Genomic DNA, 23,295 nt, shown 5'->3' on the forward strand with positions numbered 1-23,295 from the left:
GGCCTTTTTTATTGATCGAAAATGTGAGCTTTGAAATAAGCTAAAGGCAATAAAAAACGCCGCATATAGCGGCGTTTTTTATCACTGTTCAAGAATGATGATCAGGCTTCGTCTTCATCATGTGAACCGTCAAATTCAATCATGGCAACCTGGCCGGAGAGGGCGGTGTTGTACCCGCTCAGATATGGTTCTTCTTCCGGCTGTTCGGTGAGAGTGCCGATTTCGCTGATCTCAGCTTCAGCAAAACCTTCGCTGGCAAGTATTTCCAAAGCGGCCTGAATAACATCTTCATCCGGCTCCGATTTCATCAGGATGTGGATATTCACAGGATCGCTCTCGCTGTCTTTCCAGGCATCTGCAATAATGAGATAGACTTCATTCGAATCGGGCTGTGTGGTGGCTTGTGCGTCTGACACGGGGCATTCCTTAAATTCTGGTTAACTGTGCCCTGCATCAGGGCCTGAAACGGCTGAATCAGACTGTCTCCATAAAAGATTATGTTTCAAAAAGACAGTCACGATCGGATTCTGTCAGAGAATTATGTATTTTACATATCAAAATACGTAAGATAGTCAGTTTCATGCTGTTGAAGCAGGCTAAAAGCTCGTTTTAACCAGCTTAAACCAGAAAACTCCGGCTGCGGTCTTGACGAAACCCCTTGATAAGCGTATCAGCACATCATCTGAGCCGATGTGAGGCTGGCTGTTCCTGAACACTAAGTTTTGGAGTTTGCCTCAAACAGGGTTCGTTTTACGAAATCAAATGTAAATCACCGTTCGCATGAAGGTAACTTCCTCTGCTTCTGTTCGGGCATGCCAGCGCTAGCGTTGGCACATTGTCCGATTTTGTGCATTTTCATAATGGTGAAACGGCCCATTTGGGCGAAAATACGAGTTTAATAGTAGAGGAAGGTTCAATGCCTACCGTAAACCAGTTGATCCGCAAGCCGCGCCAGCCGCAGGTGAAGCGTAATAAAGTTCCTGCTCTGCAGGAAAACCCACAGAAGCGCGGTGTATGTACCCGTGTTTACACCACAACCCCGAAAAAGCCGAACTCGGCGCTGCGTAAAGTGGCTAAGATTCGTCTGACCAATGGCTTTGAAGTCATCGGTTATATCCCGGGTGAAGGTCATAACCTTCAGGAACACTCCGTTGTTATGATCCGCGGCGGCCGCGTCAAGGATTTGCCGGGTGTTCGTTATCACATCATCCGTGGTGTGCTCGATACTCAGGGTGTTAAAAACCGTAAACAGCGTCGTTCGTTGTATGGTGCTAAGCGTCCTAAATAAGATTTTCCGGGGATACCGGCCACCTGATCCTCAGGTGAGTTGAGCCCGATGTAATTGAAGAGACTTATATGTCCCGTCGTCATAGTGCTGAAAAGCGTGAAATCAATCCGGATCCAAAGTTTGGCGATCTGGTTGTGACCAAGTTCATGAACGCAATTATGCTTCATGGTAAGAAATCCATTGCAGAAACTATTGTTTATGCTGCTTTGGATTCTGTTGAGGCGAAAGCTAAGCAGGATGGTATCGTGATGTTCCATCAGGCGCTCGATAATGTTGCCCCGCATGTGGAAGTACGCTCCCGCCGCGTTGGTGGTGCTACATATCAGGTTCCAGTTGATGTTCGTCCGGAGCGCCGTCAGGCACTGGCGATCCGTTGGTTGATCAATGCTGCGCGTAATCGCAATGAGACAACGATGATTGATCGTTTGTCCGGTGAATTGCTTGATGCTGCAAACAATCGTGGTTCCGCTGTTAAGAAGCGTGAAGACACGCATCGTATGGCTGAAGCCAACCGCGCATTCTCGCATTACCGCTGGTAATCGTCGAACTCTATTTAAAGAGCGAATATTATGGCCCGCGAATTTAAAATCGAAGACTACCGAAATTTCGGTATTATGGCGCACATCGATGCCGGTAAAACGACAACGACCGAGCGTATCCTGTATTACACAGGTAAGAACCATAAAATCGGTGAAACGCATGACGGCGCCTCCACGATGGACTGGATGGAGCAGGAGCAGGAGCGTGGTATCACGATTACCTCTGCTGCAACGACCACGTCATGGCAGGGCCGCGATGGCAAGAAGCGTCGCTTCAATATCATCGATACGCCTGGTCACGTTGACTTCACGATTGAAGTTGAGCGTTCTTTGCGTGTACTCGATGGTGCGATTGCACTTCTCGATGCTAACGCCGGCGTAGAGCCACAGACTGAAACCGTATGGCGTCAGGCTGAAAAATATCATGTACCACGTATGATCTTTGTCAATAAAATGGACAAGATCGGTGCGGATTTCTTCCGTTGCGTTGAAATGATCAAGTCACGCCTCGGTGCGCAGGCTCTGGTTGTGCAGCTGCCTATCGGTGCTGAAACTGAGTTCCTTGGTGTTGTTGATCTGCTTTCCATGAAGTCATTCACATGGGATGGCTCAATCGGTGGCGATACAATCGTTGGCGAAATTCCTGCTGATATGCAGGCGCAGGCTGAAGAATATCGTGAAAAGCTGATTGAACTTGCTGTTGAAGCTGATGAAGCTGCAATGGAAGCGTACCTTGAAGGTAAATTTCCAACGACTGAAGAATTGGTTGCATTGATCCGTAAGGGTACAATTGCAGTTCAGTTCCATCCGGTTCTTTGTGGTACAGCATTTAAGAACAAGGGCGTTCAGCCTCTGCTCGATGCTGTTGTTGACTTCCTGCCTTCTCCTAACGAAGTGCCTGCTATTAAAGGTATTGACGTTAAGACTGATGGTGAGACAACACGCGAATCTTCGGATGAAGCGCCACTTTCACTGCTCGCATTTAAGGTCATGAACGATCCTTTCGTTGGTTCGCTTACTTTTGCCCGTATCTATTCAGGCAAGTTGACCAAGGGTATTTCAGTTGAAAATACCGTTAAGGGCAAGCGCGAACGTATCGGCCGTATGTTGCAGATGCATTCGAACTCCCGTGAAGATGTTGAAGAAGCGTTTGCTGGTGACATCGTTGCATTGGCTGGTCTTAAGGAAACTACAACTGGTGACACGCTCTGCGATCCGCTGAAGCCTGTTATTCTGGAACGTATGGAATTCCCTGAGCCGGTTATCGAAATCGCGATTGAACCAAAGACTAAAGCTGACCAGGAAAAGATGGGTATCGCCCTGAACCGTCTGGCTGCTGAAGATCCTTCATTCCGCGTTAAATCCGACGAAGAATCCGGTCAGACAATCATTGCCGGTATGGGTGAGTTGCATCTCGACATTCTCGTTGACCGTATGCGTCGCGAGTTCAAGGTTGAAGCAAACATCGGTGCTCCGCAGGTTGCTTACCGTGAAAGCATTACGCGTCTGGCAGAAATTGATTATACACATAAGAAGCAGTCCGGTGGTTCCGGTCAGTTTGCTCGCGTTAAGATCATCTTCGAGCCGCATGATGGCGATGATTTCGTATTCGAATCCAAGATCGTTGGTGGTGCAGTTCCTAAGGAATACATCCCAGGCGTTCAAAAGGGTATCGAAAGCGTTATGGGTGCAGGTCCGCTGGCCGGCTTCCCTATGCTCGGTGTTAAGGCGACCCTCATTGATGGTGCATACCATGATGTTGACTCGTCCGTCCTCGCCTTCGAAATTGCTGCCCGTGCAGCGTTCCGTGAAGGTGCTCAGAAAGCCGGTGCTCAGTTGCTCGAACCGATCATGAAGGTCGAAGTCGTAACTCCTGAGGATTATGTCGGTGACGTTATTGGTGATTTGAACTCACGTCGTGGTCAGATTTCCGGTACCGAAGCCCGTGGTATTGCTACTGTAGTGAATGCAATGGTTCCACTTGCCAACATGTTTGGTTATGTGAACAACCTGCGTTCAATGTCACAGGGGCGTGCACAGTACACCATGCAGTTCGATCATTACGAGCCAGTTCCTGCAGCGGTCGCTGAAGAAATCAAGAAAAAGTTTGCGTAAGCCCTTTGGCTTACGCTTGTTAAAAATAAGAATGCCTGAGCAGGCTAAATTAATGGAGAGCTCAGATGGCAAAAAGCAAGTTTGAACGCAATAAGCCACACGTCAATATCGGTACTATCGGTCACGTTGACCATGGTAAGACCTCTTTGACAGCTGCAATCACCAAGTTCTTTGGTGACTTCCGTGCATACGACCAGATCGATGCTGCACCGGAAGAAAAAGCCCGCGGTATTACCATTTCAACATCGCATGTTGAATATGAAACCGAAAACCGCCACTACGCACACGTAGATTGCCCAGGTCACGCCGACTATGTGAAGAACATGATCACCGGTGCGGCTCAGATGGATGGCGCGATTTTGGTTGTTTCGGCAGCTGATGGTCCAATGCCACAGACCCGCGAGCACATTCTGCTTGCCCGTCAGGTTGGTGTTCCTGCGATTGTTGTGTTCCTGAACAAATGCGATCAGGTTGACGATGAAGAACTGCTCGAACTCGTAGAGCTCGAAGTACGTGAACTTCTGTCGAAATACGACTTCCCAGGTGATGATACACCAATCGTCAAGGGTTCGGCTCTGGCAGCTCTGGAAGATTCAAGCAAAACTCTCGGCGAAGATGCAGTACGCAAGCTGATGGCTGAAGTTGATGCTTATATCCCAACTCCAGAACGTCCGATTGACCTGCCGTTCCTGATGCCAATCGAAGACGTATTCTCGATCTCCGGCCGTGGTACAGTTGTTACCGGTCGTGTAGAGCGCGGTATTGTTAAGGTTGGTGAAGAAGTTGAAATCGTTGGCATGAAAGCCACCGGCAAGACAACAGTTACCGGCGTTGAAATGTTCCGCAAGCTGCTCGATCAGGGCCAGGCCGGCGATAACATCGGTGCACTGGTTCGTGGTGTTGGTCGTGAAGATGTTGAACGTGGTCAGGTTCTGTGTAAGCCAGGTTCGGTTAAGCCGCACACCAAGTTCAAGGCAGAAGCCTATATTCTGACTAAAGACGAAGGTGGCCGTCATACACCATTCTTCACAAACTACCGTCCGCAGTTTTATTTCCGTACAACTGACGTAACCGGTATTGTGACCTTGCCAGAAGGCATTGAAATGGTTATGCCGGGCGACAACGTAACTGTTGATGTTGCGCTGATCGTGCCGATTGCCATGGAAGAAAAACTCCGTTTCGCGATCCGCGAAGGTGGCCGTACCGTTGGTGCAGGCATCGTCGCTTCGATCATCGAATAATAGATTTGTGCAGGGGCGCTCAGCCCGGGCATGATCCCGAAAACTGTCATAGGTTTTTCGGATAAGATCATGACCATTGCAGAGCGTCCCGCGTAACAAGGAACAGATCAAATGAACGGTCAAAACATCCGCATTCGCCTTAAGGCGTTTGATCATCGGATCCTTGACGCTTCGACCCGGGAAATCGTGTCGACTGCCAAGCGTACGGGTGCCAATGTGCGCGGACCGATCCCTCTGCCAACACGGATCGAAAAGTTCACAGTTAACCGGTCGCCGCATATTGATAAGAAGAGCCGCGAGCAGTTCGAGATTCGCACACATAAGCGTCTTCTCGATATCGTTGACCCGACCCCTCAGACAGTAGACGCGCTCATGAAGCTCGATCTGTCGGCTGGTGTTGATGTCGAGATCAAGCTGTAAGGCTTGAGGACGGAAGGAACGAACCGATGCGTTCAGGTGTTATTGCACAAAAGCTGGGCATGACCCGCGTTTATAATGACGCTGGCGAACATGTACCAGTGACAGTACTCCGCATGGAGAACTGCCACGTGGTGGCCCAGCGTACAGTAGAAAAAAACGGCTACACTGCCGTTCAGCTTGGCGTAGGATTGGCCAAGGTGAAAAATACGTCTAAGGCGTTGCGCGGACATTTCGCGAAGGCCGAAGTCGAACCTAAAGCTAAAGTAGCTGAATTCCGCGTTTCAGAAGACAATCTTCTGGATGTAGGCGCAGAGATCACTGCTGAGCATTACGTTGCTGGTCAAAAAGTAGATGTGACAGGTACAACAATCGGTAAAGGTTTTGCCGGTGTTATGAAGCGTCACAACTTCGGCGGCGGCCGCGCAACTCATGGTAACTCGGTATCTCACCGTTCCCATGGTTCGACCGGTCAGCGTCAGGATCCAGGTAAAGTATTCAAGGGCAAGAAAATGGCCGGTCACATGGGTCAGACCCGTGTAACCACGCAGAATATCGAAGTGGTTTCGACCGACCTCGATCGCGGCCTTATCCTCGTCCGCGGTGCTGTTCCTGGTTCAAAAGGTGCATGGATCTATGTTCGCGACGCCGTAAAGGTTTCGCTGCCGGATACTGCTCCTAAGCCAGCTGGTCTGCGCCAAGCAGCACAGGCCCAGGTAGAAGCTGCTGTAGTTTCTGAAACTGCAGCGACTGAGGGAGCCGAATAATGGATCTCACAATTACAACACTTGAAGGCAAGGATGCCGGTAAAGTGCAGCTCTCCGAAGAGATCTTCGGTCTTGAGCCGCGCGATGACATCCTGCAGCGCGTTGTTCTTTGGCAGCTCGCTCGCCGTCAGCAGGGTTCGCATTCAACCCTGACACGTGGTGAAGTCGCCCGTACCGGTGCGAAGATGTACAAGCAGAAGGGTACAGGCCGCGCTCGTCACCATTCCGCTCGTGCACCTCAGTTCCGTGGCGGTGGTAAAGCCCATGGTCCGGTTGTTCGCAGCCACGCACATGACCTTCCTAAGAAGGTTCGTGCACTGGCCCTGCGTCATGCCCTTTCGGCTAAGGTTAAGTCCTCCGATCTGATCATCATTGATGATCTGGCCGTGAACGAAGCTAAGACAAAGCTGCTGATCGCTCAGTTTGCTAATCTCGGCCTCGAAAACGCGCTGTTGATCGGTGGTTCAGAACTTGATGCTAACTTCAAGCTTGCTGCATCCAATATCCCGCATATTGATGTGCTGCCGGTACAGGGTATCAACGTTTACGACATTCTTCGCCGTGGCAAGCTCGTCCTTTCCAAGGCGGCTGTCGAAGCCCTCGAGGAGCGTTTCAAATGACAGATCTTCGTCACTATGATGTGATCGTTAGCCCGGTCATTACCGAAAAGTCGACTATGGTTTCCGAATATAACCAGATCGTCTTTAACGTAGCCCGCAAGGCCACGAAACCAGAGATCAAAGCTGCAGTAGAAGCGCTTTTCGGCGTGAAAGTTACAGCTGTGAACACCACTGTGCGTAAAGGCAAAGTGAAACGGTTCCGCGGTATTGTTGGGCGCCAGAGCGATGTCAAAAAAGCGATCGTAACTTTGGCTGAAGGCCAGAGCATCGACGTTTCGACTGGTCTCTGAGAGGCCGTGGAGTAAAGACAATGGCACTCAAGCACTTTAATCCGATCACACCAGGCCTGCGTCAGCTGGTTATTGTTGATCGTTCCGAGCTCTTCAAGGGCAAGCCTGTCAAAGCTTTGACACAGGGTTTGTCTAAAAAGGGCGGTCGTAACAACACTGGTCGTATCACTGTTCGCTTTCAGGGCGGTGGTCACAAGCGTACGTATCGCTTTATCGATTTTAAGCGTACGAAACACGATGTGTCCGCAACTGTTGAGCGTTTGGAATACGATCCAAACCGCACCGCGTTTATTGCGTTGGTTCGTTACGAAGACGGTGAACTGCGTTACATCCTGGCTCCACAGCGTCTTGCTGTTGGCGACAAGATTGTTTCCGGTGCGCAGGTTGACGTAAAGCCAGGTAACGCAATGCCACTCGGCGCGATGCCAGTTGGTACCATTATCCACAACGTGGAAATGAAGCCGGGCAAGGGCGGCCAGATCGCTCGCTCAGCTGGTACCTACGCTCAGCTCGTTGGTCGTGATCAGGGGATGGCTATTCTTCGTCTGAACTCAGGCGAACAGCGTCTCGTACATTCAGGCTGTATGGCTACTGTTGGTGCCGTTTCCAATCCGGATCACGGCAACACAAACGACGGTAAGGCCGGTCGTTCCGTATGGCGCGGTAAGCGTCCACACGTTCGCGGCGTTGCTATGAACCCGGTTGATCACCCGCATGGTGGTGGTGAAGGTCGTACATCAGGTGGTCGTCATCCTGTTACTCCGTGGGGCAAACCTACGAAGGGCAAGAAGACACGCTCGAACAAGGCGACGGACAAATTCATCATGCGTTCGCGTCATCAGCGTAAGAAATAAGAGAGGTAGTCTAAAGTGGCTCGTTCAGTTTGGAAAGGACCGTTTATCGATGGCTATCTTCTCAAGAAGGCTGAGAAGGTACGCTCCGGCGGTCGCAATGAGGTCATCAAGATTTGGAGCCGTCGCTCCACAATCTTGCCGCAGTTTGTGGGCCTGACTTTTGGTGTTTACAACGGTAACAAACATATACCGGTGTCTATTTCCGAAGAAATGGTAGGACACAAGTTCGGTGAATTCGCTCCAACCCGTACCTATTACGGTCACGGTGCGGACAAGAAAGCGAAGAGGAAGTAAGATGGGCAAGGCCAAGGCTCCGCGCCAGCTTAAGGATAACGAGGCGAAAGCCGTCGCCCGCACGATTCGCGTCAGCCCGCAGAAACTTAATCTTGTTGCGACATTGATTCGCGGCAAGAAAGTTAACGCGGCTCTTGCTGATCTGTCATTTTCGCGCAAGCGGATTGCAGAAACAGTTAAGAAGACGCTTGAATCGGCAATCGCTAACGCAGAAAACAATCACGACCTCGATGTTGATGCTTTGATCGTCGCGGAAGCTTCTGTTGGCAAGTCGATCGTCATGAAGCGTTTTCATGTACGTGGTCGTGGTAAGGCGAGCCGGATTGAACGTCCGTTCTCTCACCTGACCATCGTTGTCCGCGAAGTCGCCGAAAAAGGGGAGGCCGTATAATGGGCCAGAAGATTAATCCGATCGGTTTTCGTCTGGGCATTAACCGTACCTGGGATTCGCGTTGGTACGCGAATACCGGGGAATACGGTAAACTGCTTCATGAAGACTTGAAGATCCGCAAATACCTGACTGAAGAACTCAAGCAGGCTGCGATCTCCAAAATCGTGATTGAACGTCCGCACAAGAAGTGCCGTGTGACTATTCACTCGGCGCGCCCGGGCATCATCATCGGCAAGAAGGGTGCAGATATCGAAAAGCTCCGTAAGAAGCTCTCCGATATGACCAACTCTGATGCGGTTCTCAACATTGTTGAAGTTCGCAAACCAGAAGTTGATGCTACTCTGATTGCTCAGTCGATCACTCAGCAGCTGGAACGCCGTGTGGCATTCCGTCGCGCTATGAAGCGTGCTGTTCAGTCCGCAATGCGTCTCGGCGCAGAAGGCATCCGTATCAATTGTTCGGGTCGTCTTGGCGGTGCAGAAATTGCACGTATGGAATGGTACCGTGAAGGTCGCGTTCCGCTTCACACTCTGCGCGCTGACATTGACTACGGCACAGCCGAAGCAAAGACCGCTTACGGTATCTGCGGCGTGAAGGTTTGGGTATTCAAGGGCGAAATCCTTGAGCATGACCCAATGGCTTCTGAACGTCGTGCGATTGAGAGCGACGCCCAGGGTTCCCATTCGAACCGCCGCCGCGAAAACGCTTAATATTAAGCGTTTTCGGTTAGAATATTGGAGTAGAGAACAATGTTGCAGCCTAAGCGCACAAAGTTCCGTAAGCAGTTCAAGGGCCGTATTCACGGAGCTTCCAAGGGCGGTACGGATCTGAACTTCGGTGCTTTCGGTCTGAAGGCTCTCGAACCTGAACGCGTTACAGCACGTCAGATCGAAGCCGCTCGCCGCGCCATTACCCGTCACATGAAACGTGCCGGTCGTGTATGGATCCGTATTTTCCCGGATCTGCCAGTAACTTCCAAGCCAACCGAAGTCCGTATGGGTAAAGGTAAGGGCTCGGTAGACTATTGGGCAGTACGAGTTGCACCGGGTCGCGTAATGTTTGAGCTTGACGGCGTACCTGAAGATGTGGCACGTGAAGCGCTCAGACTCGGAGCTGCCAAGCTGCCGATCAAGACGCGTTTCATTGAACGTATCGCTGAATAAGAGAGACAGCTATGAAAGCCGCAGACATCCGGGCCAAAAGCCTCGACCAACTGACTGACCAGTTAGGTGGATTGAAGAAAGAGCAGTTTAACATGCGCTTTCAGAAAGCCACCGGCCAGTTAGAAAAAACCGCACGTGTGAAGCAGGTTCGCCGCGATATCGCACGTATCAAGACTATTGCCCGCCAGAAGGCGGCCGAAAGCAAGGCATAAGGAAGTCATATAATGCCTAAACGCATTCTGCAGGGCGTTGTCGTCAGCGACAAGAACGACAAAACTGTCGTTGTAAAAGTGGAGCGCCGTTACGCGCATCCACTGCTTCAGAAGATTATTCGTCAATCTAAGAAGTATAAAGCGCATGACGCAAACAACCAGTTCAAGGTTGGTGATCACGTTTCCATCGAGGAAAGCGCACCGATCTCGAAAGACAAACGTTGGGTAGTTCTCGCGAACTAATTAACGGGCTAACATTAAACACGCAGCTTAGGTAGGGCATGAGCCCTTAACCAGCTGAGAGATAAGAAGGCGGCCAGTCATGATTCAGATGCAAACAAACCTCGACGTGGCGGATAATTCCGGCGCACGTCGTGTAATGTGCATCAAGGTGCTGGGCGGCTCGAAACGGAAATATGCTTCCGTTGGTGACATCATTGTGGTGTCTATCAAGGAAGCAATTCCTCGTGGCCGCGTTAAAAAGGGTGACGTAATGAAGGCGGTTGTGGTTCGCACAGCCAAAGACATTCGTCGCGCAGATGGTAGTGTTATCCGTTTTGATAACAATGCCGCTGTTTTGATTGATAACAAGAAAGAGCCAATCGGCACACGTATCTTCGGACCGGTTCCGCGTGAACTTCGCGCTAAGAGCCACATGAAGATCATCTCGCTGGCTCCTGAAGTTCTGTAAGGGAAGTTCGACGATGCAAAAGATTCGCAAAGGCGACCGCGTTGTAGTGCTTGCCGGTAAGGACAAGGGCCAAACCGGTGAAGTGCTGAAGGTCTCGCCAAAAGAAGATCAGGCTTTCGTAAGCGGTATTAATATTGTTAAGCGCCATCAGCGCCAGACACAGACACAGGAAGCCGGCATTATTTCGAAAGAAGCCGCAATCCATTTGTCGAACCTGGCTGTTGCTGATCCTAAAGATGGTAAGCCAACTCGCGTTGGTTTCGCTATCAAGGACGGCAAAAAGGTACGCGTAGCAAAACGTTCCGGAGAGCAGATCGATGGCTGAAGCTAAAAGTGAACCACGCTTCAAGTCGCTTTATAAGGAAACTATCCGTAAAGCGCTTCTTGAAGAGTTCAAATACAGCAACGAAATGCAGATTCCACGCGTTTCCAAAGTTGTAATCAATATGGGTGTTGGCGAAGCAACTGCAGACTCTAAAAAGCCTGCACGCGCTGCTGAAGACTTGGGCATGATTTCCGGTCAGAAAGCTGTCGTCACCCGTGCACGTAATTCGATTGCTACCTTCAAACTCCGTGAAGATATGCCAATTGGCACGAAAGTGACCATGCGCGGCGATCGTATGTACGAATTTCTTGATCGCCTGATCACGATTGCGCTGCCGCGCGTTCGAGATTTCCGTGGTCTGAATCCTAAAAGCTTTGATGGTCGCGGCAACTTTGCCATGGGTATCAAGGAGCACATCGTGTTTCCAGAAATCAACTACGATAAAGTTGATCAGATCTGGGGCATGGACATCATCGTTTGCACGACTGCAACTACGGATGATGAAGCCCGCGCATTGCTGCGCGCCTTCAACTTCCCGTTTCGCCAGTAACGACAAGCGTAGCGAGGTAATCAAAAATGGCCAAGACTAGCGCAGTCGAGAATAATAAGCGCCGCGAAAAGTTGGTTAAGCGTCATGCTGTTAAGCGTGCACGTTTGAAGGCAATTGTTATGGATCAGTCCCTGCCACTGGATGAGCGCTTCCGCGCTACTATCCAGCTTGCAGAGATGCCACGTAACTCCTCTAAGGTTCGCATTCGCAACCGTTGCGAAGTTTCGGGCCGTCCGCGCGGTTTCTACCGCAAGCTTCGTATGTCACGTATTGCGTTGCGCCAGCTGGGTTCGCTCGGTCAGGTGCCAGGCATCGTCAAGTCGAGCTGGTAAGGGAGTTATAACATGACTATGTCAGATCCTATCGCCGATATGCTGACCCGTATCCGTAATGCGCTCGGTCGTAAAAAGACCAAGCTCACAACACCGGCTTCAAAGCTGCGTGCACGTGTACTGGATGTATTGCAGGCTGAAGGCTATATCCGCGGATATACACAGACTGATTTCGAAAACGGTAAATCGGAAATCGAAATCGAACTGAAATATTACGAGGGTGCACCTGTCATCCGTGAATTGACCCGCGTTTCAAAGCCGGGCCGTCGCGTTTACGTTTCGGTTAAGTCGATTCCTCAAGTCGCTAACGGTCTGGGTATCTCCATCCTTTCCACCCCTAAGGGTGTGATGGCTGATCATCAGGCTCGTGAGCAAAACGTTGGTGGTGAGCTGCTCTGCCGCATCTTCTGATGTGGCTGAGTGGTGAACATAGAAACGGACAGGGTTAACAATGTCTCGTATCGGTAAAAAACCCGTGCCGGTTCCGGCAGGCGTGACCGCCAGCGTTGATGGTCAGACTGTTATTGCCAAGGGCACAAAAGGCGAGCTTAAGTTCGTCGTGAGTGAGCAAGTAACTGTGAAGATGGAAGAGGGCGCTGTTAGCGTTGCTCCTGTATCGCAGTCGAAAGATGCACGCTCAAAATGGGGCATGGCCCGTACCATGATTGAAAACATCTTCACCGGTGTTAAAGACGGCTACGAAAAGAAGCTTGAAATCTCCGGTGTTGGTTATCGTGCTGCCATGCAGGGCAAGAATCTCCAGCTTTCGCTGGGTTTCAGCCATGAAGTCATTTACGATGTTCCGGCCGGTATTTCTGTAGCAGTTCCTAAACCAACGGAAATCGTTGTTTCGGGCATTGATAAGCAGATTGTTGGTCAAGTTGCAGCCGAGATCCGCGAATACCGTTCGCCAGAGCCTTACAAAGGCAAGGGCGTTAAGTATGCCGGTGAAGTTATCGTCCGTAAGGCCGGTAAGAAGAAATAAGGAACACGTGTTATGGCAACGCCGAAACAAACTATTCAGCGCCGTGCTGCACGCGTTCGTCGTCAGCTCAAAGCTGTTTCGAATGGTCGTCTGCGTTTGAGCGTACACCGTACGTCCAAGAATATTTATGCACAGATCATCGATGATGTACGTGGCCACACCGTTGCTGCTGCTTCAACTCTTGAAGGTGAGCTTAAAGGCTCGCTGAAGACCGGTGCCGATAGCGCAGCAGCTGCTGCCGTTGGTAAGCTGGTTGCAGAGCGTGCAGCTAAAGCTGGTGTAGCAGAAGTTGTCTTCGATCGTGGTGCATATATTTTCCACGGTCGTGTGAAAGCTCTTGCTGACGCCGCACGCGAAGCTGGTCTCAGCTTCTAAAATATAAAAAAATGTCGTCAGGTGCTTGCATTTGACGACATTTTTTATGTATTACAGCCCCATATGTTAAATGTGAGTCACATATTTGATATATTATGAGTGCTGTAATTTAAGGACGCATCATAGGTTGCAAAATTCGTTTTGATTTTTGTGCAGATGCTAAGGCGCTCGGGTCTGTTTCTGATCAATCAGAAAGCTGACTTTGAGTGTCTATTTGTGCATTTTCAGGATTAATCTCTTGTTAATGTTTCAATTGTGCTTCCGGAAAAGAAAAAGGAAATAGGAAATGGCACAGAGAGAACGTAATCGCGAAGACCGTGGTCGTGAAGAGCGCGATAGCGAGTTCGTTGATAAGCTGGTTCATATTAACCGCGTAGCTAAAGTTGTTAAGGGCGGTCGTCGCTTCGGCTTTGCTGCTCTGGTTGTTGTTGGTGATCAGAAGGGCCGCGTTGGCTTTGGTCATGGTAAAGCCCGCGAAGTGCCTGAAGCAATTCGCAAGGCAACTGAAGCTGCTAAGCGCGACATGATTTTTGTTCCGCTGCGCTCAGGCCGTACACTGCATCACGATGTTCACGGCCGTCATGGTGCCGGTAAAGTATTGTTGCGTTCGGCAACTGCTGGTACTGGTATTATTGCTGGTGGTCCGATGCGTGCTGTTTTTGAAACGCTTGGCGTTCAGGACGTTGTTGCTAAGTCGCTCGGTTCATCGAATCCATATAACATGGTGCGTGCAACCTTTGATGCTCTGAAGCATCAGATGCACCCGAAAGATATCGCTGCACAGCGCGGTATCAAGTATTCGACCCTTCAGGCTCGTCGTCATGACGTTGTCGGTAGCGAAGAGTAACCATTACGGGTGAGGGCCGAAAGGCTCGCCTTACGACTTAAGGAACAAAGTTATGTCTTCGACACAAGGCAAGACGGTTACCGTTGAACAGATTGGTAGCCCAATTCGTCGTCCGAAAGAACAGCGCGCTACGCTCGTTGGTCTCGGCCTTAATAAAATGCGCCGTCGCAGCACGCTGGAAGATACACCTTCCGTTCGTGGTATGATTGCCAAGGTTGCGCATCTCGTTCGCATCGTCGACGAAGCTTAATCAGAGCGCAGGAGAACTATCATGAAACTGAATGATCTGCGTGAAAACCCAGGTGCAACCAAAGCCCGTAAGCGCATTGGCCGTGGTATTGGTTCCGGAACCGGCAAGACCGGTGGTCGCGGTGTGAAGGGGCAGAAGTCCCGTTCAGGCGTAGCCATCAATGGTTTTGAAGGCGGCCAGATGCCAATCTACCGTCGTTTGCCAAAGCGCGGTTTTACCAACATTTTTGCTAAAAAGTTCAATGTTGTGTCGGTTGGCCGCATTCAGGAAGCAATTGATGCTGGTAAGCTGGATGCTAAAGCAGCGATTACAACTGAAGCTCTGATTGCTTCAGGTATTGTTCGTCGCGCTTTGGATGGCTTCCGTGTTGTTTCCGATGGCGAAATCACAGCGAAGCTGGTGATTGAAGCTGCCGGTGCTTCTAAGGTTGCGATCGAAAAGATCGAAAAAGCTGGCGGTTCGGTAAAGTTACCTGAAGCTGCTGCCGAATAAGGCCTCAGAAATACCTTTCAAGACGGCGGCCTTAGTGCCGCCGTTTTCAACTTTATGCCTATTGATTTCATGTGCCCACTTGCGCCTTGTTCTCTATGGGCATATCTGGGGAGGGGCGTCAGATTCTGACGTACGACAGACCGGAGTAATCTCATGGCATCGGCTGCTGAACAGCTTGCATCGAATTTAAATTTTTCTGCCTTCTCGAAGGCGTCTGAGCTCAAGAAGCGTATATGGTTTACGCTCGGGGCTCTGCTTGTGTATCGTTTTGGTACTTATATCCCTTTGCCGGGTATTAATCCTGACGCGCTGGCCCAGTCGTTCCAGCAGCATAGCCAGGGCGTACTCGGACTTTTCAATATGTTCGCCGGCGGTGCTGTTGCCCGTATGGCGATTTTTGCACTGGGTATCATGCCGTATATTTCGGCATCGATTATCGTGCAGCTTATGACTTCAGTTGTGCCATCACTGGAAGCACTGAAGAAAGAGGGCGAGGCCGGGCGTAAGGTTATCAACCAATATACCCGCTATGGTACTGTGCTGCTGGCACTCGTGCAGGCTTATGCGATTTCGGTCGGGCTTGAATCGGGTAACGGCATTGTCACTGATCCGGGTGTGTTCTTCCGCATCACTTCCGTGATTACGCTTGTGGGCGGTACTATGTTCCTGATGTGGCTTGGTGAGCAGATCACTGCGCGCGGCATCGGTAACGGTATCTCTCTGATCATTTTCGCCGGTATTGTTGCCAACCTGCCACAGGCTATTTCAGGCACGCTGGAACTTGGCCGTACAGGCGCGCTGTCAACCGGTATTATTCTTGCCGTGATTGTTCTGGCTGTGGCGCTTATCGCGATTATCGTGTTTGTTGAACGTGCGCAGCGCCGTCTTCTGATCCAATATCCGAAGCGTCAGGTCGGCAATCGTATGGCGCAGGGTGAAACCTCGCATCTGCCGCTCAAGCTCAACACTGCCGGTGTTATTCCGCCGATCTTTGCTTCTTCCCTGCTTTTGTTGCCTGCAACAGTTGCCGGATTTGCAAATGGTGAGAATATGCCTGTATGGGCAAGCACGCTGCTTTCCGCGCTCGGGCATGGCCAGCCGATCTATATGGTGCTCTATGCAGCGCTGATGGGCTTCTTCTGTTTCTTCTATACGGCTATCGTGTTCAATCCTAAGGACACCGCAGACCAGTTGAAGAAGCATTCCGGCTTCATTCCGGGTATTCGTCCAGGCGAGCGTACTGCGGAATATATTGATTATGTTCTGACCCGTATCACGGCTGTTGGTGCAATTTATATCATTATCGTTTGTCTTGTACCTGAGTTCCTCATTTCAGCTGCAGGCATGCCGTTCTACCTCGGTGGTACATCATTGCTGATCGTTGTGAATGTAACGCTGGATACAGTGGCGCAGATTCAGGGTCACCTGATTGCTCACCAGTATGACGGTCTGATTAAAAAATCCAAACTACGCGGGGGGCGTCGGGTAAAATGAGATTAATTCTTTTAGGACCTCCGGGCGCTGGCAAGGGAACGCAGGCGAAGATCCTGACAGAAAAATACTCGATCCCTCAGTTGTCTACCGGTGATATGTTGCGTGCGGCAGTCGCCGCACAAACCGAGATCGGTAAGCGCGCTAAGGCGGTTATGGATGCCGGGCAGCTGGTATCTGATGAAATCGTCAATGCGATCGTTTCAGACCGCATTGACCAGCCGGATTGCACCAACGGGTTTATTCTGGATGGTTATCCACGCACTGTGCCGCAGGCGCAGGCTCTGACCGAGATGCTTAAACAGAAGCATGCCGAACTTGATGCTGTTATCGAGTTGAAGGTTGATGAGACTGCACTGGTAACCCGCATGGAAAACCGCGTTGCGGAAACCATTGCTGCCGGTGGTACTGTTCGTTCAGATGATAATCCGGAGGCTTTTGTTAAGCGTCTGGTCGAGTATCGTGAGAAAACCGCACCTTTGTCTGACTATTATGCCAGTACAGGTGAATTGAAGCTGGTTGACGGTATGGCTGCTATGGCCGACGTCACTGCTGAAATTGAAAAGATTCTGCTTCCTGCCTGATCCTGCAGAAAGCGGCCCTTCAGGGAAAAGTGATTTTCTTAATGAAGTGGTAAGCATTTCAGTGCTGCCGGAGTTTGTGGTTGACTTTTAATCACGATTCCTTCAATGACAGCACTAATTCGCTTAATTCAGATGGGCGGAACCGGTTTCCTGTGGGAAATCGGTTTTGTTCATTCTTATGCTGTCTGTTTCCGGTGGTTCGGGGCAGGCATAGGGAACAGATCCGGTTCATTAATCGAGCCGGTGGATCTCTTGGATTTCGCAGTTCATATTCTGTTATCAGAAGAGGGGCTGCGGTAGAGCACATTACGGCGTTTTAACCGGCTCAGGCTGTAGCTGTAATATTTTAAACTACCGTATAATTCATAAAACAGCCGATGCGGCTCGTTATTATGCGGTTCATTCAGGAGAAAACGCATGGCACGTATTGCTGGCGTCAACATTCCGACGAATAAGCGCGCAATCATTGCGCTTCAGTATATTCACGGAATTGGTCCGAAATTTGCTGCTGAAATCATGGAAAAGGTCGGCATTGCGCTTGATCGCCGTGTTAATCAGCTGACGGACGCAGAAGTTCTGCAGATCCGTGAAACAATCGACCGTGATTACCGCGTTGAAGGTGATCTGCGTCGTGAAGTTTCGATGAACATCAAGCGTCTGATGGATCTGGGCTGCTACCGTGGTCTGCGTCATCGTCGTTCATTGCCGGTTCGCGGTCAGCGTACCCATACCAATGCTCGTACCCGTAAGGGTCCTGCAAAGGCTATCGCCGGTAAGAAGAAATAATCTGCGGGCGCTCCGGCGCCTGCTTTTTTCTTATTCTGCTCATGAGGGGTTTCCCTTTTCTGGCGTTATGGAAAAAGCATTGCAGGTTGCGCTCCGTTTACGGGGCTTGCTAAAGTTTGGTTCATTGTTTGCTGATGAATTTATCCGGACCTGGTTTATCAGGCCGGTTCAGTTTTAAAGGCAGATATGAACCGGTGTAGCCGCTGGTACTACGGCGGTGTAGAGATCAATTGGAAGGACTAGTTATGGCTAAAGAAGCCGGTCGCGTTCGTCGTAGGGAACGTAAAAATATTTCGTCGGGCGTAGCACACGTTAACTCGACATTTAACAACACCATGATCACCATCACAGACGCACAGGGCAATACAATTGCCTGGTCTTCAGCTGGTGCACAGGGCTTTAAGGGTTCGCGTAAGTCGACACCTTTTGCTGCTCAGATTGCTGCTGAAGATTGCGCCAAGAAGGCTCAGGAACATGGCATGCGTTCGCTGGAAGTTGAAGTTTGTGGTCCGGGTTCGGGTCGTGAATCAGCGCTCCGCGCTCTGCAGGCTGCCGGTTTCACCATCACTTCGATCCGTGATGTTACACCGATCCCGCACAATGGTTGCCGCCCACGCAAGAAGCGTCGCGTTTAATCAGTCCACCGCCGCAAAGATCCGGACATTTGTCTTGGGTCTTTCGTGGTTTCCACTCTCTGTTGCCACGATTGGATAGTGGCAAAGCTAGATTAAAGGAAAGCACATGATTCAGAAAAACTGGCAGGAACTGATCAAGCCTAACAAGGTCGAGTTTCTTACCCAGACCTCGAAGAACAAAGTTACTGTTGTTGCTGAGCCGCTTGAACGCGGTTACGGACTGACTTTGGGCAATGCGCTGCGTCGCGTTCTGCTGTCTTCGTTGCGCGGTGCTGCGGTAACTGCTGTTCAGATCGACGGAGTTCTGCATGAATTCTCATCGATCAACGGCGTGCGTGAAGACGTAACCGATATCGTACTGAATGTTAAAGAAATCGCTATCCGTATGGAAGGCGATGGACCTAAGCGCATGGTTGTCCGTAAGGAAGGTCCATGTGTCGTAACTGCTGGTGATATCCAGACGGTTGGTGATGTTGAAGTTCTGAATCCGGAACACGTCATCTGCACCCTCGATGAGGGCGCTGAAATCCGCATGGAATTCACTGTCAATACGGGCAAGGGCTATGTGCCTGCTGACCGTAACCGCGCTGAAGATGCTCCGATCGGACTTATTCCGGTAGACAGCCTCTATTCACCGGTACGTAAGGTTTCCTATAAAATCGAAAACACCCGTGAGGGACAGGTTCTCGATTATGACAAGCTGATCCTCAATGTTGAGACCAACGGCTCTGTCACTGGTGAAGATGCAGTTGCTTATGCAGCTCGTATTCTTCAGGACCAGCTTGCGATCTTCGTCAACTTTGACGAGCCGCAGAAGGAAGCTCCGCAGGAACAGGTTGCAGAACTCGCATTCAATCCAGCCCTTTTGAAGAAAGTGGATGAACTGGAACTGTCTGTACGTTCGGCAAACTGCCTGAAGAACGATAACATCGTTTATATCGGCGATCTGATCCAAAAGACAGAAGCCGAAATGCTGCGGACTCCGAATTTCGGCCGCAAGTCGCTGAACGAAATCAAAGAAGTTCTGGCGTCGATGGGACTCCATCTTGGTATGGAAATCCCGACCTGGCCGCCGGAAAATATCGAAGATCTCGCAAAGCGCTACGAAGATCAATATTGAGACCGGTTGCGACCGGAAGATTAGATTTTAAAGGAGAAGGCTCATGCGTCACGGAAAAACACTCCGTAAGCTGAACCGGACTGCAAGCCACCGTAAGGCTATGTTTGCTAATATGGCAGCATCGCTGATTGAACACGAGCAGATCGTTACCACTTTGCCTAAGGCAAAAGAAATCCGTCCTATTGTTGAGAAGCTCATCACTCTCGGCAAGCGCGGTGATCTGCATGCCCGTCGTCAGGCCATCTCGGCTATTCGCGACGTGCAGCTGGTTCAGAAGCTCTTTGACGTTCTGGCTACACGTTATGCCGATCGTCACGGCGGCTACATCCGTATTATGAAGGCCGGCTATCGTTTCGGCGATAATGCTCCATTGGCTGTTGTCGAGTTCGTAGAACGCGATATCACTGCTAAGGGTGCAGGCGACCGTTCACGCGTAGAAGCTGAATTGGCTGCTGCCGAAGCTGCTTAATCTGTGTAAACAGGTTAAAATAATCAAGGAGCCGAAAGGCTCCTTTTTTATTACGTATTTTTTTGAGCAAGCCACTGCTTTATTAATTTTATTTAATTTCTATGCAGCGCTGAAGCCACTTTTTAGTCTATTTTGCTGCTCTATATAGTTTGACAAAACACCGCGACGTCCGGATGCATCACTATAGGCAGGCTTTTAAAGGCACCTATATTGAGTATGCCTGCACTGCGCCTTGGAATAAGGGATGAGATAGATGGTTTCACATCAGCAGGATGATCAGCGTAATCATACAGGCAGGCTGGGGCATGTTTATAAAGCAGGTTTAGCCGTTGCGCTGGCCGCTGTTATGGCCGTTGGCACGATCTCGCTTTTCAGCTCCGCCACCAGCACACCGGCGGCCGCTGAAAAGCAATTGCCCCAATCGCGCAGTGATATTCAACTCTCTTACGCCCCGCTTGTTAAATCGACGTCGGGTGCTGTGGTCAATGTTTATGCCGGCCGAAAAGTGCAGCAGCGTTCGCCTTTTTCGGGCGATCCGTTTTTCGAGCAGTTTTTTGGCGGGCAGATGCGTCCCAATAAGCCACGCTTTGAGCAATCGCTTGGTTCAGGTGTTATTGTTGATAGTTCCGGCCTGATCGTTACCAATAATCATGTGATTGATGGTGCCGATGATATTAAGGTGGCACTTGCTGACGGGCGGGAATATTCTTCCAAGCTGCTATTGAATGATGTGACGACCGATCTGGCCATTCTTAAAATTGATGCCAAAGAAAACCTGCCGGTGGTGAAGCTTGCAGATTCCGACAAGGTTGAGGTTGGCGATCTGGTGCTGGCGATTGGTAATCCGTTTGGTGTCGGGCAGACCGTGACCAGTGGTATTGTTTCAGCGCAATCGCGTACACAGGTTGGTGTTTCAGATTTTGATTTCTTCATCCAGACCGATGCTGCGATTAATCCCGGTAATTCCGGCGGCGCGCTGATTGATATGAACGGCAATCTGATTGGTATCAATACGGCTATTTATTCACGCTCCGGTGGTTCTGTCGGTATCGGCTTTGCTATTCCGTCGAATATGGTGGCCGCTGTGGTGAAATCTGCTGAAAGCGGCAGTGACAAATTTGTGCGGCCTTATGTCGGAGCAACTTTTCAGTCGATTACTGCCGATGTTGCTGAAAGCTTAGGCTTGAACCAGCCGTCCGGTGCGCTGATTGCTGATCTGGATGATAAGGGCCCTGCAGCACAGGCTGGTATTAAGGTTGGTGATGTGATCACTGCAGTTGACGGCGTGAAGGTGGATAATCCCGATGCTCTGGCCTATCGTGTCTCGACAGCCGGTATTGGCAAAACAGTGCAGCTGACGGTTATCAGCAATGGTAAGTCTGGTGAGGTTGCCCTGCAACTGGTGCAGCCGCCGGCGGAGCTGCCAGCACGTGAGATTACCGGACGCAACCCCCTTGCAGGCGCGCAGGTGCAGAATTTAACGCCTGAGTTGGCGCGCAAGCTGCGCCTTTCATCAACTGCAAGCGGCGTGGCGATCAGTGCAGTTAAGGCTAAATCGCCGGCGCAGGCCATAAACCTCAGGGCTGGTGATATTGTGCGTGGTGTGAACGGCACCGGTATTGCCAATGTAGATGAGCTGAGTGCAGTGCTTTCTGCAGGACGCACTGCATTATGGCGTTTGGATATTGAGCGGGATGGTGTAATTTACCGGCAGTTCGTTCGCTGATTATCTAAATCCGCATGATTAAAGGGGAGGCCGGTTTGCGTGAGCAGTCCGGCCTGTTGTCATAAGTGATCATATTATGAGTGATTTGTTTTCGTCTGCACCTGACCCGTTGGCTGACCGTAACCGGCCACTGGCCGACCGCTTGCGTCCGCGCTCGCTTGAGGAAGTGACCGGTCAGGAGCATCTGACCGGTGAGCAAGGCATGCTGACGCGAATGATTGCTTCCGGCAGTCTCGGTTCCATGATTTTCTGGGGCCCGCCCGGCACCGGTAAGACCACAATCGCGCGTTTGCTTGCAGGTCATACCGAGCTGGCATTTGAGCAAATCTCGGCGATTTTCTCCGGCGTGGCGGATTTGAAGAAGGTTTTTGAAACTGCACGGGCACGGCGGATGTCCGGCCGGCAAACCTTGCTATTTGTAGACGAAATTCATCGCTTTAACCGTGCGCAGCAAGATAGTTTTTTGCCGGTGATGGAAAATGGCACGGTTATTCTGATCGGTGCAACAACGGAAAACCCGTCTTTTGAGCTTAACGCCGCGTTATTATCGCGCGCACGGGTGCTGACCTTTAAATCCCATGATGAGGCAAGCATTGCCACGCTGTTGCAGCGTGCAGAAGAGGTTGAAGAGCGCTCATTGCCACTGGATGCGGATGCACGCGCTTCACTGGTGCGTATGGCCGATGGGGATGGCCGAGCGGCTTTAACTCTGGCTGAAGAAGTGTGGCGAGCCGCGCGGCCTGATGAGATCTTCACTGCGGAAGCCTTGCAGGATGTGGTGCAGCGGCGTGCTCCGGTTTACGATAAAGGTCAGGATGGTCATTATAATCTGATCTCGGCTTTGCATAAATCTGTGCGCGGTTCTGATCCTGATGCGGCTTTATATTATTTAAGCCGGATGTTTGATGCCGGTGAAGACCCGCTCTATCTGGGGCGGCGATTGGTGCGTATGGCGGTTGAAGATATCGGCCTTGCTGATCCGCAGGCTCTGGTGGTGTGTAATGCTGCCAAAGATGCTTATGATTATCTGGGCTCGCCTGAGGGGGAGTTGGCGCTGGCGCAGGCATGCGTTTATCTGGCAACAGCACCCAAATCCAATGGCGTTTATCTGGCTTATAAAGCAGCGCGGATGGCTGCCAAGCAATATGGCTCACTGCTGCCGCCAAAACATATCCTCAACGCACCGACCAAGCTGATGAAGGATGAAGGCTACAATGATGGTTATCGCTATGACCATGATGAGCCGGATGCTTTTTCAGGGCAGGATTATTTCCCTGAAAAAATGGGTCGCAAGCAATTTTACGATCCGCCGGAGCGTGGATTTGAGCGTGATATTCGTAAACGTCTTGATTACTGGGCAAAATTACGAATTGAACGTAATCAAAAATAACTTCTTATAATACAATAAAACCCGGTATTTAGCCGGGTTTTATTATGTGTAGATTC

At 50.6% G+C, this 23,295-nt stretch carries 34 protein-coding genes; 33 read left to right on the top strand and 1 reads right to left on the bottom strand.

Features of this window, described 5'->3' with window-relative positions; translation table 11 throughout:
* Positions 1-101 precede the first annotated feature (101 nt).
* On the bottom strand, positions 102-416 hold the full coding sequence (locus MP213Fo_RS13155; protein WP_421089424.1) for a hypothetical protein: 315 nt from the start codon (positions 414-416) through the stop codon (positions 102-104).
* Positions 417-916: 500 nt separating this feature from the next.
* On the opposite strand from MP213Fo_RS13155, the gene rpsL reads away from it, so the two are divergent.
* The 33 genes from rpsL to MP213Fo_RS13320 all read left to right on the top strand — a co-directional run bounded on the left by rpsL (position 917) and on the right by MP213Fo_RS13320 (position 23,239).
* Positions 917-1,288 (top strand): 30S ribosomal protein S12, encoded by a 372-nt coding sequence (gene rpsL, locus MP213Fo_RS13160; protein WP_421089425.1) that lies wholly within the window; start codon positions 917-919, stop codon positions 1,286-1,288.
* Positions 1,289-1,356: 68 nt separating this feature from the next.
* Positions 1,357-1,827, top strand: coding sequence for a 30S ribosomal protein S7 (rpsG, locus tag MP213Fo_RS13165; RefSeq protein WP_421089426.1), 471 nt, complete (start codon positions 1,357-1,359; stop codon positions 1,825-1,827).
* A gap of 30 nt (positions 1,828-1,857) precedes the next feature.
* Positions 1,858-3,942, top strand: a complete 2,085-nt coding sequence (gene fusA, locus MP213Fo_RS13170) for an elongation factor G (protein WP_421089427.1) — start codon at positions 1,858-1,860, stop codon at positions 3,940-3,942.
* Between the two features lie 65 nt (positions 3,943-4,007).
* On the top strand, positions 4,008-5,183 hold the full coding sequence (tuf, locus tag MP213Fo_RS13175; protein ID WP_421089428.1) for an elongation factor Tu: 1,176 nt from the start codon (positions 4,008-4,010) through the stop codon (positions 5,181-5,183).
* 111 nt (positions 5,184-5,294) lie between these two features.
* Positions 5,295-5,603 (top strand): 30S ribosomal protein S10, encoded by a 309-nt coding sequence (rpsJ, locus tag MP213Fo_RS13180; protein WP_421089429.1) that lies wholly within the window; start codon positions 5,295-5,297, stop codon positions 5,601-5,603.
* A 26-nt stretch (positions 5,604-5,629) separates the two neighbouring features.
* Positions 5,630-6,367, top strand: a complete 738-nt coding sequence (gene rplC, locus MP213Fo_RS13185) for a 50S ribosomal protein L3 (protein ID WP_421089430.1) — start codon at positions 5,630-5,632, stop codon at positions 6,365-6,367.
* Complete coding sequence (gene rplD, locus MP213Fo_RS13190; protein ID WP_421089431.1) at positions 6,367-6,987, top strand: 50S ribosomal protein L4; 621 nt, start codon at positions 6,367-6,369, stop codon at positions 6,985-6,987. Before rplC ends, rplD begins: the two co-directional genes overlap by 1 nt.
* On the top strand, positions 6,984-7,277 hold the full coding sequence (locus MP213Fo_RS13195) for a 50S ribosomal protein L23 (RefSeq protein ID WP_421089432.1): 294 nt from the start codon (positions 6,984-6,986) through the stop codon (positions 7,275-7,277). The genes rplD and MP213Fo_RS13195 overlap by 4 nt, the downstream gene beginning before the upstream one ends.
* A gap of 20 nt (positions 7,278-7,297) precedes the next feature.
* Entirely contained in the window at positions 7,298-8,131 is an 834-nt protein-coding gene (gene rplB / locus MP213Fo_RS13200; protein WP_421089433.1) for a 50S ribosomal protein L2, read from the top strand.
* A gap of 15 nt (positions 8,132-8,146) precedes the next feature.
* Complete coding sequence (gene rpsS / locus MP213Fo_RS13205; protein WP_022710942.1) at positions 8,147-8,425, top strand: 30S ribosomal protein S19; 279 nt, start codon at positions 8,147-8,149, stop codon at positions 8,423-8,425.
* A gap of 1 nt (position 8,426) precedes the next feature.
* The gene (gene rplV / locus MP213Fo_RS13210; protein WP_421089434.1) at positions 8,427-8,816 is read left to right on the top strand and encodes a 50S ribosomal protein L22; all 390 of its coding nucleotides are present in this window, start codon (positions 8,427-8,429) and stop codon (positions 8,814-8,816) included.
* On the top strand, positions 8,816-9,526 hold the full coding sequence (gene rpsC / locus MP213Fo_RS13215) for a 30S ribosomal protein S3 (protein ID WP_421089435.1): 711 nt from the start codon (positions 8,816-8,818) through the stop codon (positions 9,524-9,526). The genes rplV and rpsC overlap by 1 nt, the downstream gene beginning before the upstream one ends.
* Before the next feature lie 39 nt (positions 9,527-9,565).
* Positions 9,566-9,979, top strand: a complete 414-nt coding sequence (gene rplP / locus MP213Fo_RS13220) for a 50S ribosomal protein L16 (RefSeq protein WP_421089436.1) — start codon at positions 9,566-9,568, stop codon at positions 9,977-9,979.
* A gap of 11 nt (positions 9,980-9,990) precedes the next feature.
* Positions 9,991-10,191, top strand: a complete 201-nt coding sequence (gene rpmC / locus MP213Fo_RS13225; RefSeq protein WP_113944904.1) for a 50S ribosomal protein L29 — start codon at positions 9,991-9,993, stop codon at positions 10,189-10,191.
* Positions 10,192-10,203: 12 nt separating this feature from the next.
* Entirely contained in the window at positions 10,204-10,434 is a 231-nt protein-coding gene (gene rpsQ / locus MP213Fo_RS13230; RefSeq protein WP_421089437.1) for a 30S ribosomal protein S17, read from the top strand.
* A gap of 79 nt (positions 10,435-10,513) precedes the next feature.
* Positions 10,514-10,882 (top strand): 50S ribosomal protein L14, encoded by a 369-nt coding sequence (rplN, locus tag MP213Fo_RS13235; protein WP_113944906.1) that lies wholly within the window; start codon positions 10,514-10,516, stop codon positions 10,880-10,882.
* Between the two features lie 13 nt (positions 10,883-10,895).
* Complete coding sequence (gene rplX / locus MP213Fo_RS13240; protein ID WP_421089438.1) at positions 10,896-11,207, top strand: 50S ribosomal protein L24; 312 nt, start codon at positions 10,896-10,898, stop codon at positions 11,205-11,207.
* Entirely contained in the window at positions 11,200-11,757 is a 558-nt protein-coding gene (gene rplE / locus MP213Fo_RS13245; protein WP_421089439.1) for a 50S ribosomal protein L5, read from the top strand. Before rplX ends, rplE begins: the two co-directional genes overlap by 8 nt.
* A 26-nt stretch (positions 11,758-11,783) precedes the next feature.
* The gene (rpsN, locus tag MP213Fo_RS13250) at positions 11,784-12,089 is read left to right on the top strand and encodes a 30S ribosomal protein S14 (RefSeq protein WP_289387216.1); all 306 of its coding nucleotides are present in this window, start codon (positions 11,784-11,786) and stop codon (positions 12,087-12,089) included.
* A 12-nt stretch (positions 12,090-12,101) separates the two neighbouring features.
* Positions 12,102-12,500, top strand: a complete 399-nt coding sequence (gene rpsH, locus MP213Fo_RS13255) for a 30S ribosomal protein S8 (RefSeq protein WP_421089440.1) — start codon at positions 12,102-12,104, stop codon at positions 12,498-12,500.
* A 40-nt stretch (positions 12,501-12,540) separates the two neighbouring features.
* Positions 12,541-13,074: a 50S ribosomal protein L6 gene (gene rplF, locus MP213Fo_RS13260; protein ID WP_421089441.1), complete on the top strand. Its 534-nt coding sequence runs from the start codon at positions 12,541-12,543 to the stop codon at positions 13,072-13,074.
* A gap of 12 nt (positions 13,075-13,086) precedes the next feature.
* Positions 13,087-13,449 carry a 50S ribosomal protein L18 gene (rplR, locus tag MP213Fo_RS13265; protein ID WP_421089442.1) on the top strand — a complete coding sequence of 121 codons (363 nt, stop codon included), beginning with the start codon at positions 13,087-13,089 and terminating at the stop codon, positions 13,447-13,449.
* Between the two features lie 286 nt (positions 13,450-13,735).
* Positions 13,736-14,296 (top strand): 30S ribosomal protein S5, encoded by a 561-nt coding sequence (gene rpsE, locus MP213Fo_RS13270; protein ID WP_421089443.1) that lies wholly within the window; start codon positions 13,736-13,738, stop codon positions 14,294-14,296.
* A 52-nt stretch (positions 14,297-14,348) separates the two neighbouring features.
* The gene (gene rpmD / locus MP213Fo_RS13275; protein WP_421089444.1) at positions 14,349-14,546 is read left to right on the top strand and encodes a 50S ribosomal protein L30; all 198 of its coding nucleotides are present in this window, start codon (positions 14,349-14,351) and stop codon (positions 14,544-14,546) included.
* Positions 14,547-14,567: 21 nt separating this feature from the next.
* Positions 14,568-15,038 carry a 50S ribosomal protein L15 gene (rplO, locus tag MP213Fo_RS13280; RefSeq protein WP_421089445.1) on the top strand — a complete coding sequence of 157 codons (471 nt, stop codon included), beginning with the start codon at positions 14,568-14,570 and terminating at the stop codon, positions 15,036-15,038.
* A 153-nt stretch (positions 15,039-15,191) separates the two neighbouring features.
* Complete coding sequence (gene secY, locus MP213Fo_RS13285) at positions 15,192-16,532, top strand: preprotein translocase subunit SecY (protein ID WP_421089446.1); 1,341 nt, start codon at positions 15,192-15,194, stop codon at positions 16,530-16,532.
* Positions 16,529-17,113 (top strand): adenylate kinase, encoded by a 585-nt coding sequence (locus MP213Fo_RS13290; protein ID WP_421089447.1) that lies wholly within the window; start codon positions 16,529-16,531, stop codon positions 17,111-17,113. Before secY ends, MP213Fo_RS13290 begins: the two co-directional genes overlap by 4 nt.
* Positions 17,114-17,530: 417 nt before the next feature.
* Positions 17,531-17,899, top strand: coding sequence for a 30S ribosomal protein S13 (gene rpsM, locus MP213Fo_RS13295; RefSeq protein WP_022710961.1), 369 nt, complete (start codon positions 17,531-17,533; stop codon positions 17,897-17,899).
* A gap of 245 nt (positions 17,900-18,144) precedes the next feature.
* Entirely contained in the window at positions 18,145-18,534 is a 390-nt protein-coding gene (gene rpsK / locus MP213Fo_RS13300; RefSeq protein ID WP_421089448.1) for a 30S ribosomal protein S11, read from the top strand.
* Positions 18,535-18,640: 106 nt separating this feature from the next.
* On the top strand, positions 18,641-19,654 hold the full coding sequence (locus MP213Fo_RS13305; RefSeq protein WP_421089449.1) for a DNA-directed RNA polymerase subunit alpha: 1,014 nt from the start codon (positions 18,641-18,643) through the stop codon (positions 19,652-19,654).
* A 43-nt stretch (positions 19,655-19,697) separates the two neighbouring features.
* The gene (gene rplQ, locus MP213Fo_RS13310; RefSeq protein ID WP_421089450.1) at positions 19,698-20,123 is read left to right on the top strand and encodes a 50S ribosomal protein L17; all 426 of its coding nucleotides are present in this window, start codon (positions 19,698-19,700) and stop codon (positions 20,121-20,123) included.
* A 346-nt stretch (positions 20,124-20,469) separates the two neighbouring features.
* On the top strand, positions 20,470-21,849 hold the full coding sequence (locus MP213Fo_RS13315) for a DegQ family serine endoprotease (RefSeq protein ID WP_421091150.1): 1,380 nt from the start codon (positions 20,470-20,472) through the stop codon (positions 21,847-21,849).
* A 76-nt stretch (positions 21,850-21,925) separates the two neighbouring features.
* Positions 21,926-23,239, top strand: a complete 1,314-nt coding sequence (locus MP213Fo_RS13320; RefSeq protein ID WP_421089451.1) for a replication-associated recombination protein A — start codon at positions 21,926-21,928, stop codon at positions 23,237-23,239.
* Positions 23,240-23,295 lie beyond the last annotated feature (56 nt).

This window comes from Pseudochrobactrum mosebachae (genome assembly GCF_048914685.1).
Taxonomy (GTDB): Bacteria; Pseudomonadota; Alphaproteobacteria; order Rhizobiales; family Rhizobiaceae; genus Pseudochrobactrum.

What these genes read in the sequence shown, in the direction of transcription:
- rpsL (WP_421089425.1), top strand. Translation starts at nt 917, where the DNA reads ATGCCTACCGTAAACCAGTTGATCCGCAAGCCGCGCCAGCCGCAGGTG.
- rpsG (WP_421089426.1), top strand. Translation starts at nt 1,357, where the DNA reads ATGTCCCGTCGTCATAGTGCTGAAAAGCGTGAAATCAATCCGGATCCA.
- fusA (WP_421089427.1), top strand. Translation starts at nt 1,858, where the DNA reads ATGGCCCGCGAATTTAAAATCGAAGACTACCGAAATTTCGGTATTATG.
- tuf (WP_421089428.1), top strand. Translation starts at nt 4,008, where the DNA reads ATGGCAAAAAGCAAGTTTGAACGCAATAAGCCACACGTCAATATCGGT.
- rpsJ (WP_421089429.1), top strand. Translation starts at nt 5,295, where the DNA reads ATGAACGGTCAAAACATCCGCATTCGCCTTAAGGCGTTTGATCATCGG.
- rplC (WP_421089430.1), top strand. Translation starts at nt 5,630, where the DNA reads ATGCGTTCAGGTGTTATTGCACAAAAGCTGGGCATGACCCGCGTTTAT.
- rplD (WP_421089431.1), top strand. Translation starts at nt 6,367, where the DNA reads ATGGATCTCACAATTACAACACTTGAAGGCAAGGATGCCGGTAAAGTG.
- MP213Fo_RS13195 (WP_421089432.1), top strand. Translation starts at nt 6,984, where the DNA reads ATGACAGATCTTCGTCACTATGATGTGATCGTTAGCCCGGTCATTACC.
- rplB (WP_421089433.1), top strand. Translation starts at nt 7,298, where the DNA reads ATGGCACTCAAGCACTTTAATCCGATCACACCAGGCCTGCGTCAGCTG.
- rplV (WP_421089434.1), top strand. Translation starts at nt 8,427, where the DNA reads ATGGGCAAGGCCAAGGCTCCGCGCCAGCTTAAGGATAACGAGGCGAAA.
- rpsC (WP_421089435.1), top strand. Translation starts at nt 8,816, where the DNA reads ATGGGCCAGAAGATTAATCCGATCGGTTTTCGTCTGGGCATTAACCGT.
- rplP (WP_421089436.1), top strand. Translation starts at nt 9,566, where the DNA reads ATGTTGCAGCCTAAGCGCACAAAGTTCCGTAAGCAGTTCAAGGGCCGT.
- rpmC (WP_113944904.1), top strand. Translation starts at nt 9,991, where the DNA reads ATGAAAGCCGCAGACATCCGGGCCAAAAGCCTCGACCAACTGACTGAC.
- rpsQ (WP_421089437.1), top strand. Translation starts at nt 10,204, where the DNA reads ATGCCTAAACGCATTCTGCAGGGCGTTGTCGTCAGCGACAAGAACGAC.
- rplN (WP_113944906.1), top strand. Translation starts at nt 10,514, where the DNA reads ATGATTCAGATGCAAACAAACCTCGACGTGGCGGATAATTCCGGCGCA.
- rplX (WP_421089438.1), top strand. Translation starts at nt 10,896, where the DNA reads ATGCAAAAGATTCGCAAAGGCGACCGCGTTGTAGTGCTTGCCGGTAAG.
- rplE (WP_421089439.1), top strand. Translation starts at nt 11,200, where the DNA reads ATGGCTGAAGCTAAAAGTGAACCACGCTTCAAGTCGCTTTATAAGGAA.
- rpsN (WP_289387216.1), top strand. Translation starts at nt 11,784, where the DNA reads ATGGCCAAGACTAGCGCAGTCGAGAATAATAAGCGCCGCGAAAAGTTG.
- rpsH (WP_421089440.1), top strand. Translation starts at nt 12,102, where the DNA reads ATGACTATGTCAGATCCTATCGCCGATATGCTGACCCGTATCCGTAAT.
- rplF (WP_421089441.1), top strand. Translation starts at nt 12,541, where the DNA reads ATGTCTCGTATCGGTAAAAAACCCGTGCCGGTTCCGGCAGGCGTGACC.
- rplR (WP_421089442.1), top strand. Translation starts at nt 13,087, where the DNA reads ATGGCAACGCCGAAACAAACTATTCAGCGCCGTGCTGCACGCGTTCGT.
- rpsE (WP_421089443.1), top strand. Translation starts at nt 13,736, where the DNA reads ATGGCACAGAGAGAACGTAATCGCGAAGACCGTGGTCGTGAAGAGCGC.
- rpmD (WP_421089444.1), top strand. Translation starts at nt 14,349, where the DNA reads ATGTCTTCGACACAAGGCAAGACGGTTACCGTTGAACAGATTGGTAGC.
- rplO (WP_421089445.1), top strand. Translation starts at nt 14,568, where the DNA reads ATGAAACTGAATGATCTGCGTGAAAACCCAGGTGCAACCAAAGCCCGT.
- secY (WP_421089446.1), top strand. Translation starts at nt 15,192, where the DNA reads ATGGCATCGGCTGCTGAACAGCTTGCATCGAATTTAAATTTTTCTGCC.
- MP213Fo_RS13290 (WP_421089447.1), top strand. Translation starts at nt 16,529, where the DNA reads ATGAGATTAATTCTTTTAGGACCTCCGGGCGCTGGCAAGGGAACGCAG.
- rpsM (WP_022710961.1), top strand. Translation starts at nt 17,531, where the DNA reads ATGGCACGTATTGCTGGCGTCAACATTCCGACGAATAAGCGCGCAATC.
- rpsK (WP_421089448.1), top strand. Translation starts at nt 18,145, where the DNA reads ATGGCTAAAGAAGCCGGTCGCGTTCGTCGTAGGGAACGTAAAAATATT.
- MP213Fo_RS13305 (WP_421089449.1), top strand. Translation starts at nt 18,641, where the DNA reads ATGATTCAGAAAAACTGGCAGGAACTGATCAAGCCTAACAAGGTCGAG.
- rplQ (WP_421089450.1), top strand. Translation starts at nt 19,698, where the DNA reads ATGCGTCACGGAAAAACACTCCGTAAGCTGAACCGGACTGCAAGCCAC.
- MP213Fo_RS13315 (WP_421091150.1), top strand. Translation starts at nt 20,470, where the DNA reads ATGGCCGTTGGCACGATCTCGCTTTTCAGCTCCGCCACCAGCACACCG.
- MP213Fo_RS13320 (WP_421089451.1), top strand. Translation starts at nt 21,926, where the DNA reads ATGAGTGATTTGTTTTCGTCTGCACCTGACCCGTTGGCTGACCGTAAC.